25 protein-coding genes and 1 pseudogene are annotated in these 14,386 nt (G+C 66.3%); 24 read left to right on the top strand and 2 right to left on the bottom strand.

Annotated elements, in window-relative coordinates; translation table 11 throughout:
* Positions 1-78: 78 nt before the first annotated feature.
* Complete coding sequence (locus tag ACIPC1_RS30945) at positions 79-1,302, bottom strand: cytochrome P450 (RefSeq protein ID WP_402522868.1); 1,224 nt, start codon at positions 1,300-1,302, stop codon at positions 79-81.
* Positions 1,303-1,648: 346 nt separating this feature from the next.
* Positions 1,649-2,004 (bottom strand): annotated as a pseudogene (locus ACIPC1_RS30940) (Uma2 family endonuclease); the annotation flags it as partial.
* A 94-nt stretch (positions 2,005-2,098) separates the two neighbouring features.
* Here ACIPC1_RS30940 and ACIPC1_RS30935 point away from each other — a divergent pair.
* The 24 genes from ACIPC1_RS30935 (at position 2,099) to rpmD (ending at position 14,386) form a co-directional block, all read left to right on the top strand.
* Positions 2,099-2,908, top strand: a complete 810-nt coding sequence (locus ACIPC1_RS30935) for an RHS repeat-associated core domain-containing protein (protein WP_402522867.1) — start codon at positions 2,099-2,101, stop codon at positions 2,906-2,908.
* Between the two features lie 24 nt (positions 2,909-2,932).
* Complete coding sequence (locus tag ACIPC1_RS30930; protein WP_402522865.1) at positions 2,933-3,397, top strand: hypothetical protein; 465 nt, start codon at positions 2,933-2,935, stop codon at positions 3,395-3,397.
* Positions 3,398-3,414: 17 nt separating this feature from the next.
* The gene (locus ACIPC1_RS30925; protein WP_402522862.1) at positions 3,415-3,879 is read left to right on the top strand and encodes a hypothetical protein; all 465 of its coding nucleotides are present in this window, start codon (positions 3,415-3,417) and stop codon (positions 3,877-3,879) included.
* Positions 3,880-3,896: 17 nt separating this feature from the next.
* Positions 3,897-4,364, top strand: a complete 468-nt coding sequence (locus tag ACIPC1_RS30920) for a hypothetical protein (RefSeq protein WP_402522860.1) — start codon at positions 3,897-3,899, stop codon at positions 4,362-4,364.
* Positions 4,365-5,013: 649 nt separating this feature from the next.
* Positions 5,014-5,322 (top strand): 30S ribosomal protein S10, encoded by a 309-nt coding sequence (gene rpsJ, locus ACIPC1_RS30915; protein WP_003948644.1) that lies wholly within the window; start codon positions 5,014-5,016, stop codon positions 5,320-5,322.
* A gap of 17 nt (positions 5,323-5,339) precedes the next feature.
* On the top strand, positions 5,340-5,984 hold the full coding sequence (rplC, locus tag ACIPC1_RS30910) for a 50S ribosomal protein L3 (RefSeq protein ID WP_365442167.1): 645 nt from the start codon (positions 5,340-5,342) through the stop codon (positions 5,982-5,984).
* Between the two features lie 4 nt (positions 5,985-5,988).
* A complete protein-coding gene (gene rplD / locus ACIPC1_RS30905) occupies positions 5,989-6,654 on the top strand; it encodes a 50S ribosomal protein L4 (RefSeq protein WP_402522858.1) in 666 nt (221 codons plus the stop codon).
* Complete coding sequence (gene rplW / locus ACIPC1_RS30900; protein WP_385737179.1) at positions 6,654-7,070, top strand: 50S ribosomal protein L23; 417 nt, start codon at positions 6,654-6,656, stop codon at positions 7,068-7,070. Before rplD ends, rplW begins: the two co-directional genes overlap by 1 nt.
* Before the next feature lie 39 nt (positions 7,071-7,109).
* Positions 7,110-7,946 (top strand): 50S ribosomal protein L2, encoded by an 837-nt coding sequence (rplB, locus tag ACIPC1_RS30895; protein ID WP_043676819.1) that lies wholly within the window; start codon positions 7,110-7,112, stop codon positions 7,944-7,946.
* A 12-nt stretch (positions 7,947-7,958) separates the two neighbouring features.
* The gene (gene rpsS, locus ACIPC1_RS30890; protein ID WP_384380405.1) at positions 7,959-8,240 is read left to right on the top strand and encodes a 30S ribosomal protein S19; all 282 of its coding nucleotides are present in this window, start codon (positions 7,959-7,961) and stop codon (positions 8,238-8,240) included.
* A 42-nt stretch (positions 8,241-8,282) separates the two neighbouring features.
* Positions 8,283-8,630 carry a 50S ribosomal protein L22 gene (gene rplV / locus ACIPC1_RS30885; protein WP_266456014.1) on the top strand — a complete coding sequence of 116 codons (348 nt, stop codon included), beginning with the start codon at positions 8,283-8,285 and terminating at the stop codon, positions 8,628-8,630.
* On the top strand, positions 8,630-9,484 hold the full coding sequence (gene rpsC / locus ACIPC1_RS30880) for a 30S ribosomal protein S3 (protein WP_384380408.1): 855 nt from the start codon (positions 8,630-8,632) through the stop codon (positions 9,482-9,484). Before rplV ends, rpsC begins: the two co-directional genes overlap by 1 nt.
* 5 nt (positions 9,485-9,489) lie before the next feature.
* Positions 9,490-9,909 carry a 50S ribosomal protein L16 gene (gene rplP, locus ACIPC1_RS30875; RefSeq protein WP_099500627.1) on the top strand — a complete coding sequence of 140 codons (420 nt, stop codon included), beginning with the start codon at positions 9,490-9,492 and terminating at the stop codon, positions 9,907-9,909.
* On the top strand, positions 9,909-10,133 hold the full coding sequence (rpmC, locus tag ACIPC1_RS30870; RefSeq protein ID WP_003998824.1) for a 50S ribosomal protein L29: 225 nt from the start codon (positions 9,909-9,911) through the stop codon (positions 10,131-10,133). Before rplP ends, rpmC begins: the two co-directional genes overlap by 1 nt.
* Positions 10,133-10,417 carry a 30S ribosomal protein S17 gene (rpsQ, locus tag ACIPC1_RS30865; protein WP_327431000.1) on the top strand — a complete coding sequence of 95 codons (285 nt, stop codon included), beginning with the start codon at positions 10,133-10,135 and terminating at the stop codon, positions 10,415-10,417. The genes rpmC and rpsQ overlap by 1 nt, the downstream gene beginning before the upstream one ends.
* A gap of 103 nt (positions 10,418-10,520) precedes the next feature.
* Positions 10,521-10,889 carry a 50S ribosomal protein L14 gene (gene rplN, locus ACIPC1_RS30860; RefSeq protein ID WP_003992364.1) on the top strand — a complete coding sequence of 123 codons (369 nt, stop codon included), beginning with the start codon at positions 10,521-10,523 and terminating at the stop codon, positions 10,887-10,889.
* Between the two features lie 2 nt (positions 10,890-10,891).
* Complete coding sequence (rplX, locus tag ACIPC1_RS30855; RefSeq protein ID WP_266455993.1) at positions 10,892-11,215, top strand: 50S ribosomal protein L24; 324 nt, start codon at positions 10,892-10,894, stop codon at positions 11,213-11,215.
* The gene (gene rplE, locus ACIPC1_RS30850) at positions 11,215-11,772 is read left to right on the top strand and encodes a 50S ribosomal protein L5 (protein ID WP_365442181.1); all 558 of its coding nucleotides are present in this window, start codon (positions 11,215-11,217) and stop codon (positions 11,770-11,772) included. The genes rplX and rplE overlap by 1 nt, the downstream gene beginning before the upstream one ends.
* Before the next feature lie 5 nt (positions 11,773-11,777).
* Positions 11,778-11,963, top strand: coding sequence for a type Z 30S ribosomal protein S14 (locus ACIPC1_RS30845; RefSeq protein WP_261705331.1), 186 nt, complete (start codon positions 11,778-11,780; stop codon positions 11,961-11,963).
* Between the two features lie 221 nt (positions 11,964-12,184).
* On the top strand, positions 12,185-12,583 hold the full coding sequence (rpsH, locus tag ACIPC1_RS30840) for a 30S ribosomal protein S8 (protein WP_081218894.1): 399 nt from the start codon (positions 12,185-12,187) through the stop codon (positions 12,581-12,583).
* Between the two features lie 24 nt (positions 12,584-12,607).
* Positions 12,608-13,147, top strand: a complete 540-nt coding sequence (rplF, locus tag ACIPC1_RS30835; RefSeq protein WP_384380415.1) for a 50S ribosomal protein L6 — start codon at positions 12,608-12,610, stop codon at positions 13,145-13,147.
* Positions 13,148-13,150: 3 nt separating this feature from the next.
* Positions 13,151-13,534: a 50S ribosomal protein L18 gene (rplR, locus tag ACIPC1_RS30830; RefSeq protein WP_384380419.1), complete on the top strand. Its 384-nt coding sequence runs from the start codon at positions 13,151-13,153 to the stop codon at positions 13,532-13,534.
* Between the two features lie 64 nt (positions 13,535-13,598).
* Positions 13,599-14,204 carry a 30S ribosomal protein S5 gene (gene rpsE / locus ACIPC1_RS30825; protein ID WP_006376045.1) on the top strand — a complete coding sequence of 202 codons (606 nt, stop codon included), beginning with the start codon at positions 13,599-13,601 and terminating at the stop codon, positions 14,202-14,204.
* Entirely contained in the window at positions 14,204-14,386 is a 183-nt protein-coding gene (rpmD, locus tag ACIPC1_RS30820) for a 50S ribosomal protein L30 (protein WP_055553514.1), read from the top strand. The genes rpsE and rpmD overlap by 1 nt, the downstream gene beginning before the upstream one ends.

Genomic DNA, 14,386 nt, shown 5'->3' with positions numbered 1-14,386 from the left:
CGCCTGGTAGCTCCTTCAAGAGCTCCGAGAAGGGCCCGTACGACTTCGGTCGTACGGGCCCTTCTGCCATGCTCCGGATCACCAGGTGACGGGGAGTGCCACCGGTCCGCGGATCATCGTGCGCTGCCGCCAGGGGACCTCATCGGCGGGGACGGCGAGGCGCAGCCCCGGCAGCCGGTCGAGGAGGGTGTTGATCAGGAGGTCGGTCTGCATCCGGGCGAGGACGGCGCCGGTGCAGTAGTGGGGGCCGTTGCCGTAGGCGAGGTGGGCGCTGGTGTCCCGGTCGATGTCGATGCGGTCGGGGTCGGGGAAGACGTCCGGGTCGCGGTTGGCGGCGAGGTAGGAGACGTAGACGGGGTCGCCCGCGGTGATCCGTACGCCCTGGATCTCGATGTCCTCCAGGGCGATGCGGGCCAGGCCGACCGACGTGCGGTGCGGGATGAAGCGCAGGAGTTCGTCGATGGCGGCGGGACGGGACTCGGGCTGGCAGCGCAGGCGATCGAGCAGCTCGGGGTCGGTCAGGATGAGGTAGAGCATCTGGCCGACGTGGTGGGTGACGGCCTCGCCGCCGATCTGAAGAGGCCCCGCGATGCCGATGGCCTCCGCCTCGCTGATGTCACCGCGGCCGACGGCGGCGCCGAGGAGCGAGAGGACGTCCTCGGCTTGGCTCCCGGCCCGCTCGCGGATGGCCTCGGTGATCCAGCCGTACATCCCGTCCTTGGCACGCTCCGCGGCCTCGGCGCCTCCCGCGGTCGAGATGATCTGCCGGGTCCACGCGTGGATCTGCTCCCGGTCGGCCTCGGGTACCCCCATGACCTCGCAGACGACGGCGATGGGGAAGGGTTCGAGGACGCGCTCGACGAGGTCGGCGGGGGGACCGTCCTTCGCCACCGCGTCCACGAGCGCGTCGAGCGTCTCCTGGGCGCGGGGGCGCAGCCGCTTCACGGCTCCCACGGTGTACGCGGCCGCCACCGCCTTGCGCAGCCGGTTGTGGTCGGGCTGGTCGGCGAACGCCAGTGACCCGGGCTTCGGCTTGAAGTGCGGTGCGATACGGGTGACTTGGCGGTCGACGACCTCGGCGCGGCTGAAGCGGGGGTCGTTCGTGATCGCCTTCACGTCCTCGTGGCGGGTCGCCAGCCACGCCCAGCCCTCCCCGTGGGGGAGCCGGATCCGGGTCAGCGGCCCCTCGCGCATCAGCTCCGCGAGCACCGGGTCGAAGTCGGTCGCGTGCAGTTCGCGGGGCGGCCAGTCCCGTACGGGGGGAGGAGGCTGGCCGGTCAGGGTGGTGGTCTCTTCTGCCATGAGTCCACCATTAGTCGGCGGGGGCCGGGTGTCGCGTGGGGGTGGTCCAGGCGGAGTCGGTCGGTCACCTCGACGACGGTCGTGTGAGCGGTCCCGTTTCCGCGGGCGGCGACTCTGTGGCGAGCGGCGGCCACGCTGCGGGACCCTTCACGCCTTGGCGAATCACCGCCTTGGCGAAGGCTTCCTCCTTGGGGCGGCCTGCATTTCTTCCAAGCGGCCGGGAGCGAGGACGGTGAGGGCGGCACACAGGGCGTCGGGGGTTTGCTCGGGGCGGGGGATCAGGTCACGTCCGGGGGCGTTCGGCGTGCTCCTCACTGCCCGGGGTGCACGCCGCTCCTACTCTGGGCAGGGAATAGTCGCGCATCCTGCTCACCCAGTCGTTGTCCGGGTTGGAGCGGGAGACCACTTCGATGGCCGCGATGAGGGTACGCGGGTCGAAGGAACCCGGGACGTCCATGTCTGCCCAGGCGATCACCATCACGTCAGGGTGACGCATGATCCCTCGGGTTCGGCCTCCACGTCCGGCGTCCCTGTGTGAGCGACCGGTTCCTCCGGCATGACCTTCTCAAGGCGCCTGCGGAGGTGCAGCGTGGTCAGCTCGTGGGGGCCGACGGGCGCCAGCATGTCGTGCACGATCCCTTCCTTGGTGATCTCGCATTTGCAGGGGAGTGTGTCGTCCATGGACTGAATGGCGTCTCGCATGGCCCGGTATCGGTGGGAGGCGCCTTGCCGCGCGTCGAGTTCGCTGGCAGGCCGGTCTCGGATCCGAGGCAACTTCGGATCCTCGAACTGCGGTATGGCATCGTCCGGGCCCAGGCTCTGGGACTGGGAGCCGGGTACCCACCGCGCGGCAGTCCAGGTGCGGAGCCGGTGGCGCACCGCCGACCCGGACGAGGTCAGCAGGCAGTTCTACGCGATCGTCACCGACCTGGTTGGCACTCCCAGCGAACTTGTCGGCGAGGACGGCGCGATCGCCTGGCGGTCCGCCACCACCCTGTGGGGAAGGCCCCTGGCCGGCGACGACGGGGGCCTGTGCCCGCTGGCTTTCCCGGGCCAGTACCGCGACCCGGAAACCGGCCTGCACTACAACCTGTCCCGCTACTACGACCCGGACACCGCGAGCTACCTCTCACCCGACCCGCTTGGCCTTGCCCCCTCCCCGAACCACCATGCGTACGTCGACAACCCCTTGCGGTGGAGCGACCCGCTCGGTTTGGAGGGCGAGGAGCCGACCCGTATATACGACGACTCGACATACGACAAGCATGGTTCGGGCAGCAGTTCGTCGGGCAAGGGCGAGATCGGTCGTGCCCCCGCCAACGGCCAGGCCGCGCTGGACCGGTCTATCCCGTTGGGTGACCCGAACAACCCGGCCAAATTCCGGCGCCTCGGCGTGGACCATGCCAACAACGAGATCGTGGTCCTTGATCGGCACCATTACGAGACCGACAAGAACGGCAAGATCGTCAAGGAGATCTACCATGGGCATGTCCAGGGCAAGTACCCGTCGGACAGCATCACGGAAGGCGATCTGAACAAGTTGAAGAAGAATGGAATGATCAACAACCTCAAAAAGCAGAAGGTGCTCCCGCCATCGTGCGACTGATTACGCATGGAAGGAAAGCCGGCTATGGCGCCCAAGTGGGACTGGGAGAGCGGCGAAGGCGTGTCGCATATCAACGACCCAGCCGAGGTTGACGCTGCCTTCGAGCGGGGCGAGTGGCCTCTGGGTTCGGCGGTGATCGGGTTGGCCTTCAATTGTTCGCTGGAGGAGGCATCGCCTCGGATTGTCCGGGCGATGCGGGTGCCGGACCTCGCTCAGCGCGGGTTCGCGTTCACCGCGGCCGGTGCCGCAGCGCGGATCAACGGTCGGCTGACCCCCGAGCTGTATGCCGCGCTACGCGCGGAGGGGCTCAAGAGCATTGCCGAGTACGCCATCAAGGACACCCTGACCTTCGTGCCGTTCCGGCAGCTGCCTCCGCGGTTCAAGTGGTGGAAGGTCGCGTCACGGGTGCGCAACAAGCTGGAGAGCTGGTGGCTGCGGTCCGGGGAAACGGCCGAAGACACCTGGCAGGCCCTGCGACGACGTCGCTGACATGGGGAGAGTCAGACATGGCGGCCGAGTGGGACTGGGAAAGTGGCGAGCGTCTGCTGGGACTCGACGTCCCCGAGGAGTGGGATGCCGCGTTCGAGCGTGGCGAGGATCATCTCGGTACGGCGGTGATCGGGTTGGCCTTCAACTGCTCGCTGGAGGACGCTTCGCCTCGGATTCTCCGGGCGATGCAGTTGCCGGACCGAGATCAGCGAGGGTACGCGTTCACCGCAGCGGGAACCGCGGCCCGACTCAACGGTGAGTTGACACCTGAGCTGTACGCCGCGCTGCGTGCCGAGGGCCATGGCGGCATCGCCGAAAACGCCGTCGACGACACTCTGACCTTTGTCCCGTTCTGGCAGCTGCCGCTGTGGTTCAAATGGCGAAAGGTCGTGTCAAAGGTCCAGGACAAGCTGGAGACCTGGCGGCTGGAGACCGTGTACGCGGTCAGCGATGCCTGGAAGGCGCTGCGGCGACGCGCCTGACCGAAGGAGAGCCGTCCATGGCGTCCGAATGGGACTGGAAAAGCGGCGAGGGCCTGATCGGTATCGACGATCCTGCCGAGGTGGACGCGGCGTTCGAGCGTGGCGAGGGTCATCTCGGTACGGCGGTGATCGGGTTGGCGTTCCAGTGCTCGCTGGAGGAGGCGTCGCCCCGGATTGTCAAGGCGCTGCGGCTGCCGGACGTCGGCCAGCGGGGGTTCGCGTTCACTGCGGCCGGTCATGCTGCCCGGCTCAATGGGGAGTTGACCCCGGAGCTGTACGCGGCCCTGCGTGCCGAAGGGCCTGGCGGCGTCGCCGAGCACCCCATCAGGGACACGCTGGGGTACGTACCGTTTCGGAAGCTGCCACCGTGGTTCAAGCGGCGGTGGGTGCTTGTAACCGTGCGCGACAAGCTGGAGGGCTGGTGGTTGCGGTCCGAGGAGGCGTTCAGTGACGCGTGGAAGGCCCTGCGCGGACGCCGCCCTTGAGCAGGTGGGTTCCGTATGTCGCCGGTGTCTCTGGATTTGGGAGCGGAGGAGCACCGCGTGATGCGGCGTGATGGGAATAGGTCGCCCGTCGCCCTAAGGCGTGTTCTGGGCAGCGCCGGATGGAACCAGCCAGGCTGGTCCTGCCCGGTGCGCCTTGATCAAGAACACAGGGCAGCCCCCCGCGGGGCGTGTGAGGTGTGAATTCGGCAGCGAATCGCCCGGCCGGAACGACCCGCGTTTGACGTGCGTCACTCCCGGGGTATTCTCTCCGGCTCGATTAGCCAGGCCCATACCCCGTATGGCAGACTGTCGGAGTTGCTCGGTCGAGCGCCGATGCTGCGCGCCTCCCGTCGGGAGGACCGGAAGCGAGTCCCACAGTACTCGTCGCCCCAACTGCCGTAAGGCAGCGCTGGGGCGGACGTACGGGAATCTTTCGGGAAGTGTCAGCGGGGTGCAGGCCAGGCGCCCGGTGGGTGTTCAGCCCCCGGTCCAGCGGTTGCTTTCGGGCGAGCCGCGTCCCTCGTAGGGAAATCCGTAACGGATATCTGTGCGGCAGGAGCGCGACACACCCGACCGCGTGGGTCGGAGGACAGGACGCGAACCCCCGGGTTCCGGAGCGTTTCACTAGACAAAGGACTACTGAGTAGCCATGGCGGGACAGAAGATCCGCATCCGGCTCAAGGCCTACGACCACGAGGTCATCGATTCCTCGGCGAAGAAGATCGTCGAGACGGTGACGCGTACTGGTGCGTCGGTCGCGGGCCCGGTGCCGCTGCCCACTGAGAAGAACGTGTACTGCGTCATCAAGTCGCCGCACAAGTACAAGGACTCGCGCGAGCACTTCGAGATGCGCACGCACAAGCGCCTGATCGACATTCTCGACCCGACGCCCAAGACCGTTGACTCCCTGATGCGACTCGACCTCCCGGCCGGTGTCGACATCGAGATCAAGCTCTAAGGGCCGGTGATCTGAGAATGGCTAAGCAGATCAAGGGCATCCTGGGCGAGAAGCTCGGCATGACGCAGGTGTGGGACGAGAACAACCGTGTTGTTCCCGTCACCGTCGTCAAGGCCGGTCCGAACGTCGTGACCCAGGTCCGTACGAATGACTCCGACGGCTACGAGTCGGTCCAGATCGCCTTCGGCGAGATCGACCCTCGCAAGGTGAACAAGCCCCTCAAGGGTCACTTCGCCAAGGCCGACGTCACCCCCCGCCGCCACCTCGTCGAGATCCGTACCGCTGACGCCAGCGAGTACACCCTCGGCCAGGAGATCACCGCCGAGACCTTCGAGGCCGGCGTCAAGGTGGACGTGACCGGCAAGAGCAAGGGCAAGGGCTTCGCCGGTGTCATGAAGCGTCACAACTTCAAGGGCCTCGGCGCCGGACACGGTGTCCAGCGCAAGCACCGCTCTCCCGGCTCCATCGGTGGCTGTGCCACCCCTGGCCGTGTCTTCAAGGGCATGCGCATGGCGGGCCGCATGGGCAACGAGCGGGTCACCACCCAGAATTTGACCGTTCACGCTGTTGACGCGGAGAAGGGACTGCTCCTCATCAAGGGAGCCATCCCCGGTCCGAACGGCGGCCTCGTCCTGGTCCGTACCGCGGCCAAGGGGGTCTGAGGACATGACCACCATTGACATTCAGTCGCCCTCCGGCGACATCGCCGGGACCGTTGAGCTCCCGGCCGAGATCTTCGACGTAGAGAAGATCAGCATCCCGCTGCTCCACCAGGTCGTCGTCGCGCAGCTGGCCGCTGCCCGTCAGGGCACGCACAAGGTCAAGCGTCGTGGCGAGGTCCGCGGTGGTGGCCGCAAGCCTTACCGCCAGAAGGGCACCGGCCGCGCCCGTCAGGGTTCGACCCGCGCCCCGCAGTTCGCCGGCGGTGGCGTCGTCCACGGCCCCACGCCGCGTGACTACTCGCAGCGGACCCCGAAGAAGATGAAGGCCGCGGCCCTGCGCCACGCCCTCACCGACCGGGCCCGCAACGCTCGCATCCACGTCATCACCGACGTGATCGACGGCGAGGCCATCTCCACCAAGGCCGCGAAGAGCTTCCTCGGCAAGATCTCGGAGCGCAAGAACGTGCTCCTGGTCATCGAGCGCTCGAACGAGGCCGCGCTGCTTTCCGCGCGCAACCTGCCCCAGGTCCACATCCTGGAGCCGGGCCAGCTGAACACGTACGACGTTCTCGTCTCGGACGACGTGGTCTTCACCCAGGCCGCCTTCGAGTCCTTCGTGTCTGGCGCGCCGGCTGGATCGGCTGCTGACACCGAAGGGAGCGAAGCCTGATGGCTACGCGTCACCCGAGCATTGCCTCGAAGGCCGCCAAGGCCAAGAAGGTCGCGCGCATCGCCAAGGCGAAGCGCCACGAGACCGAGGGCAAGAACACCGTCGAGACGCCGATCAGTAAGTCGTTCACGGACCACCGTGACGTGCTGCTGAAGCCGGTCGTCTCCGAGAAGAGCTACGCGCTGCTCGACGAGGGCAAGTACACCTTCGTCGTCGCGCCGGGCGCCAACAAGACCCAGATCAAGCAGGCCGTCCAGGCGGTCTTCTCGGTCAAGGTCACCGGCGTCAACACGATCAACCGTCAGGGTAAGCGCAAGCGGACCAAGAGCGGTTTCGGTAAGCGTGCTGACACCAAGCGCGCGATCGTGACCCTCGCTGAGGGCGACCGTATCGACATCTTCGGCCAGGCCTCCTAACGGAGCGCCCTGGTCCGAATATCGGACGAGGACTGAGAAATGGGAATCCGCAAGTACAAGCCGACTACGCCGGGCCGCCGTGGCTCCAGCGTCGCCGACTTCGTCGAGGTCACGCGGTCCACGCCGGAGAAGTCGCTGGTTCGCCCCCTGCACAGCAAGGGCGGCCGTAACAATTCCGGTCGTGTGACCGTTCGCCACCAGGGTGGCGGACACAAGCGCGCCTACCGAGTGATCGACTTCCGTCGTCACGACAAGGACGGCGTGCCGGCGAAGGTCGCGCACATCGAGTACGACCCCAACCGCACCGCGCGCATCGCGCTGCTTCACTACGCGGACGGCGAGAAGCGTTACATCCTCGCCCCCCGCAACCTGTCGCAGGGTGACCGCGTCGAGAACGGTCCCGGGGCCGACATCAAGCCGGGCAACAACCTGGCGCTCCGCAACATCCCGGTCGGTACCACGATCCACGCGATCGAGCTCCGTCCGGGTGGCGGCGCCAAGTTCGCCCGCTCCGCCGGTGCCTCGGTGCAGCTGCTCGCGAAGGAGGGCACCATGGCCCACCTCCGCATGCCCTCCGGTGAGATCCGCCTGGTCGACCAGCGCTGCCGCGCCACGGTCGGCGAGGTCGGCAACGCCGAGCAGAGCAACATCAACTGGGGCAAGGCCGGCCGCAAGCGCTGGCTGGGCGTCCGCCCGTCCGTTCGCGGTGTGGCGATGAACCCGGTTGACCACCCGCACGGTGGTGGTGAGGGCAAGACCTCCGGTGGTCGCCACCCGGTCTCCCCGTGGGGTCAGAAGGAGGGTCGTACTCGCTCGCCGAAGAAGGCTTCGAGCAAGTACATCGTCCGCCGCCGCAAGTCGAACAAGAAGCGCTAGGAGCGGGTTTAGATGCCGCGCAGTCTCAAGAAGGGGCCCTTCGTCGACGGACACCTCGTAAAGAAGGTGGACGTACAGAACGAAGCCGGTACCAAGAACGTCATCAAGACCTGGTCCCGTCGCTCGATGATCATCCCGGCCATGCTCGGTCACACGATCGCGGTGCACAACGGCAAGATCCACATCCCGGTGTTTGTCACCGAGTCGATGGTCGGCCACAAGCTCGGCGAGTTCTCGCCGACGCGCACCTTCCGGGGTCACGTCAAGGACGACCGGAAGACGAAGCGCCGCTAGCGCGGGGTGGATTCGACCATGACAGACACTGGAAGGACAACCATGGAAGCCAGGGCCCAGGCGCGGTACATCCGCGTTACGCCCATGAAGGCCCGCCGCGTGGTGGACCTTATCCGTGGCATGGATGCCACGGAGGCTCAGGCGGTCCTGCGTTTCGCCGCGCAGGCCGCGAGCGTGCCGGTAGGCAAGGTGCTTGACAGCGCCATCGCCAACGCCGCGCACAACTACGACCACACCGACGCCGGCAGCCTCGTCATCTCTGAGGCGTACGTCGACGAAGGTCCGACCCTGAAGCGGTTCCGTCCGCGTGCCCAGGGCCGTGCCTACCGGATCCGCAAGCGGACCAGCCACATCACCGTGGTCGTCAGCAGCAAGGAAGGAACCCGGTAATGGGCCAGAAGGTTAACCCGCATGGGTTCCGGCTCGGCATTACCACGGACTTCAAGTCCCGTTGGTACGCCGACAAGCTGTACAAGGACTACGTCAAGGAAGACGTCGCCATCCGTCGGATGATGACGTCCGGCATGGAGCGCGCCGGCATCTCGAAGGTGGAGATCGAGCGCACCCGTGACCGCGTGCGGGTGGACATCCACACCGCGCGTCCCGGCATCGTCATCGGCCGCCGTGGCGCCGAGGCCGACCGCATCCGCGGCGACCTCGAGAAGCTCACGGGCAAGCAGGTCCAGCTGAACATCCTCGAGGTCAAGAACCCCGAGACGGACGCTCAGCTGGTTGCTCAGGCCGTTGCCGAGCAGCTGTCCTCCCGCGTCTCCTTCCGCCGCGCCATGCGTAAGAGCATGCAGTCGTCGATGAAGGCCGGCGCCAAGGGCATCAAGATCCAGTGTGGTGGCCGTCTCGGCGGCGCCGAGATGTCCCGCTCGGAGTTCTACCGCGAGGGCCGTGTGCCCCTGCACACCCTCCGCGCGAACGTCGACTACGGCTTCTTCGAGGCCAAGACGACCTTCGGCCGCATCGGTGTGAAGGTCTGGATCTACAAGGGCAACGTCAAGAACATCGCCGAGGTCCGCGCCGAGAACGCCGCGGCCCGTGCGGGTAACCGCCCGGCGCGCGGTGGCGCGGGTGGCGGCGCTGACCGCCCGGCCCGTGGCGGTGCCCGTGGTGGCGAGCGTGGCGGCCGCGGCCGCAAGCCGCAGCAGCAGTCCGCGCCGGCTGCCGAGGCCCCCAAGGCCGACGCTCCCGCCGCCGCTGCCGCTCCGGCTGAGAGCACCGGAACGGAGGCCTGACCGAAATGCTGATCCCCCGTAGGGTCAAGCACCGCAAGCAGCACCACCCGAAGCGCCGTGGTCAGGCCAAGGGCGGTACGCAGGTTTCGTTCGGCGAGTACGGCATTCAGGCCCTCACGCCGGCTTACGTGACCAACCGCCAGATCGAGGCGGCGCGTATCGCGATGACCCGCCACATCAAGCGTGGCGGCAAGGTCTGGATCAACATCTACCCGGACCGCCCGCTGACCAAGAAGCCTGCCGAGACCCGCATGGGTTCCGGTAAGGGTTCGCCCGAGTGGTGGGTCGCGAACGTGCACCCGGGCCGGGTCATGTTCGAACTGTCCTATCCCAACGAGAAGATCGCCCGTGAGGCCCTCACTCGCGCAGCGCACAAGCTGCCGATGAAGTGCCGGATCGTCAAGCGCGAGGCAGGTGAAGCGTGATGTCGGCCGGTACCAAGGCGTCCGAGCTGCGCGAACTGGGTGACGAGGAGCTTCTCGCGAAGCTTCGCGAAGCCAAGGAAGAGCTGTTCAACCTCCGCTTCCAGGCGGCGACCGGTCAGCTCGAGAACCACGGGCGGCTCAAGGCCGTCCGCAAGGACATCGCGCGGATCTACACCCTGATGCGTGAGCGCGAGCTGGGCATCGAGACGGTGGAGAGCGCCTGATGAGTGAGAGCAATGTGACTGAGACCGCTGAAGCCCGTGGCTTCCGCAAGACCCGTGAGGGTCTCGTCGTCAGCGACAAGATGGACAAGACCGTCGTCGTCGCTGTCGAGGACCGCGTGAAGCACGCGCTGTACGGCAAGGTCATCCGCCGTACCAGCAAGCTCAAGGCCCACGACGAGCAGAACGCCGCCGGCGTCGGCGACCGTGTCCTCCTGATGGAGACCCGGCCGCTGTCCTCGACGAAGCGCTGGCGCATCGTCGAGATCCTCGAGAAGGCCAAGTAATTACTTCAGGGGTTTCCCTGAAGTTGGTTCCGCCAGGCTCGGGGCGGGAGCGCCCTAACCGGTGCTTCCGCCCCGGGAACCGGCAGACAATCAGGAGATAGACGTGATCCAGCAGGAGTCGCGACTGCGTGTCGCCGACAACACTGGTGCGAAGGAAATCCTTTGCATCCGTGTGCTCGGTGGCTCAGGTCGCCGCTACGCGGGCATCGGCGACGTCATCGTCGCCACCGTCAAGGACGCGATCCCCGGTGGCAACGTGAAGAAGGGTGACGTCATCAAGGCGGTCATCGTTCGCACCGTCAAGGAGCGCCGCCGTCCGGACGGCTCGTACATCCGCTTCGACGAGAACGCCGCTGTCATTCTCAAGAACGACGGCGACCCTCGTGGCACCCGTATCTTCGGCCCGGTGGGCCGGGAGCTGCGCGAGAAGAAGTTCATGAAGATCATCTCGCTCGCGCCGGAGGTGCTGTAAGCATGAAGATCAAGAAGGGTGACACGGTTCAGGTCATCACCGGCAAGGACAAGGGCAAGCAGGGCAAGGTCATTGCGGCCTACCCCCGCGAGGACCGCGTCCTGGTCGAGGGTGTCAACCGGGTCAAGAAGCACACCAAGGCCGGCCCGACCGCGAAGGGTTCGCAGGCCGGCGGCATCGTCACGACCGAGGCGCCCGTCCACGTCTCCAACGTCCAGCTGGTCGTTGAGAAGGACGGCAACAAGGTTGTCACGCGTGTCGGTTACCGCTTCGACGATGAGGGCAACAAGATCCGCGTTGCCAAGCGGACGGGTGAGGACATCTGATGACTACCACCACGACTCCGCGTCTCAAGACGAAGTACCGCGAGGAGATCGCGGGCAAGCTGCTTGAAGAGTTCGCGTACGCGAACGTCATGCAGGTTCCCGGGCTCGTCAAGATCGTGGTCAACATGGGTGTCGGCGACGCCGCCCGTGACTCGAAGCTCATGGACGGTGCCGTCCGTGACCTGACCACGATCACCGGTCAGAAGCCGGCCGTCACCAAGGCCCGCAAGTCCATCGCGCAGTTCAAGCTGCGTGAAGGTCAGCCGATCGGTGCCCACGTCACGCTCCGTGGCGACCGCATGTGGGAGTTCCTGGACCGCACCCTGTCGCTCGCGCTTCCGCGCATCCGCGACTTCCGTGGTCTGTCCCCCAAGCAGTTCGACGGGCGTGGCAACTACACCTTCGGTCTCACGGAGCAGGTCATGTTCCACGAGATCGACCAGGACAAGATCGACCGCGTCCGGGGTATGGACATCACCGTGGTCACCACGGCGACCAACGACGCTGAGGGCCGTGCCCTTCTCCGTCACCTCGGCTTCCCCTTCAAGGAGGCGTAACCGAGATGGCGAAGAAGGCTCTGATTGCCAAGGCTGCTCGTAAGCCCAAGTTCGGCGTACGTGGCTACACGCGCTGCCAGCGCTGCGGCCGTCCGCACTCCGTGTACCGCAAGTTCGGCCTGTGCCGCATCTGCCTTCGTGAGATGGCTCACCGTGGCGAGCTGCCGGGCGTGACCAAGAGCTCCTGGTAATCCTCCACCGTCCGTAGGACGTTCGGGATTACCCGAGGCTCTCGGTAAGCAATGGGTCGGTAAGGTGCCCTGCTCTCCATGGCTTAGGCTAGGAGGGTTGGGCGCCTGCCGCCCGTACGACTTACTACGCCGTAGGTCCCCGCACCGCACCCGTCCCGCCACTGAGTGGGGAGAGGGATGGCGCACTGGAAACCCCGGCGAGAGAGGCCGAAGGCCAATTCATGACCATGACTGATCCCATCGCAGACATGCTTACTCGTCTGCGTAACGCGAACTCGGCGTACCACGACGATGTCGCGATGCCGCACAGCAAGATCAAGTCTCACATCGCGGAGATCCTCCAGCAGGAGGGCTTCATCACCGGCTGGAAGGTCGAGGATGCCGAGGTCGGCAAGAAGCTCGTCCTCGAGCTGAAGTTCGGCCCGAACCGTGAGCGCTCCATTGCGGGCATCAAGCGGATCTCGAAGCCGGGTCTGCGTGTGTACGCGAAGTCCACCTCCCTGCCCAAGGTGCTCGGTGGCCTCGGCGTGGCGATCATCTCCACGTCGCACGGTCTCCTCACTGGACAGCAGGCCGGCAAGAAGGGCGTAGGCGGAGAAGTTCTCGCCTACGTCTGGTAGCGGAAGGGAACGGAGGAAAAAGCTATGTCGCGTATTGGCAAGCTCCCCATCACGGTTCCCGCCGGCGTGGACGTCACCATCGACGGACGTACGGTCCAGGTGAAGGGCCCCAAGGGCGCTCTCTCCCACACCGTCGCGGCACCGATCGATGTCGCCAAGGGTGAGGACGGCATTCTCAATGTCACCCGCCCGAACGACGAGCGTCAGAACAAGGCCCTGCACGGCCTGTCCCGCACGCTGGTGGCGAACATGATCACCGGCGTGACCCAGGGTTACGTGAAGAAGCTCGAAATCAGCGGTGTCGGTTACCGCGTCCTGGCGAAGGGCTCCAACCTGGAGTTCTCGCTCGGCTACAGCCACTCGATCACGGTCGAGGCGCCCGAGGGCATCTCGTTCAAGGTCGAGAACCCGACGCACTTCTCGGTCGAGGGCATCGACAAGCAGAAGGTCGGAGAGGTTGCGGCCAACATCCGCAAGCTGCGCAAGCCCGACCCGTACAAGGCCAAGGGCGTCAAGTACGAGGGCGAAGTCGTCCGGCGCAAGGTCGGAAAGGCGGGTAAGTAAGCCATGGCATACGGTGTCAAGATTGCTAAGGGCGACGCTTACAAGCGTGCTGCCATCAAGCGTCGTCACATCCGGATCCGTAAGCACATCTCGGGTACGGCTGAGCGTCCGCGCCTGGTCGTGACGCGCTCCAACCGCCACATCGTGGCCCAGGTCATCGACGACGTTAAGGGTCACACCCTGGCGTCGGCGTCGACCCTGGACACCACGGTCCGCGGTGCCGAGGGCGACAAGTCCGCGCAGGCCAAGTCGGTCGGCGCCCTGGTTGCCGAGCGCGCCAAGGCCGCCGGTGTCGAGGTCGTCGTATTCGACCGTGGTGGAAACCAGTACGCCGGGCGCATTGCCGCTCTGGCGGACGCCGCCCGCGAAGCGGGACTCAAGTTCTGAGTCGCCCGTCGCGCTAGCGACTTCGGTCGCTGCGTAGCTAGCGGAAAAAGAGAGAGGTAATCCAATGGCTGGACCCCAGCGCCGCGGAAGCGGTGCCGGTGGCGGCGAGCGGCGGGACCGGAAGGGCCGTGACGGCGGCGCTGCTGCCGCTGAGAAGACCGCGTACGTTGAGCGCGTAGTCGCGATCAACCGCGTCGCCAAGGTTGTGAAGGGTGGTCGTCGCTTCAGCTTCACTGCGCTCGTCGTAGTGGGCGATGGTGACGGCACCGTCGGTGTCGGTTACGGCAAGGCCAAGGAGGTGCCGGCCGCGATCGCCAAGGGTGTTGAAGAGGCCAAGAAGCACTTCTTCAAGGTCCCCCGTATCCAGGGCACCATCCCGCACCCGATCACGGGCGAGAAGGCCGCGGGCGTCGTCCTGCTCAAGCCTGCTTCCCCCGGTACCGGCGTTATCGCCGGTGGCCCGGTGCGTGCTGTCCTGGAGTGCGCCGGCGTTCACGACATCCTGTCGAAGTCGCTCGGCTCGTCCAACGCGATCAACATCGTGCACGCGACCGTGGCGGCCCTCAAGGGCCTGCAGCGTCCCGAGGAGATCGCGGCCCGCCGCGGTCTGCCCCTCGAGGACGTCGCCCCCGCGGCTCTGCTCCGTGCACGTGCGGGAGCGGGTGCGTAATGGCTCGCCTCAAGGTCACGCAGACGAAGTCGTACATCGGCAGCAAGCAGAACCACCGTGACACCCTGCGCTCCCTTGGTCTCAAGGGCATCAACACGCAGGTCGTCAAGGAGGACCGCCCCGAGTTCCGCGGAATGGTGCACACCGTCCGCCACCTCGTGACGGTTGAGGAGGTCGACTGA

Source organism: Streptomyces sp. NPDC087263 (assembly GCF_044744645.1).
Lineage (GTDB): Bacteria > Actinomycetota > Actinomycetes > Streptomycetales > Streptomycetaceae > Streptomyces.
The sequence above is the reverse complement of the archived record's forward strand: the minus strand, read 5'-3'. Positions and strand labels throughout refer to the sequence as shown.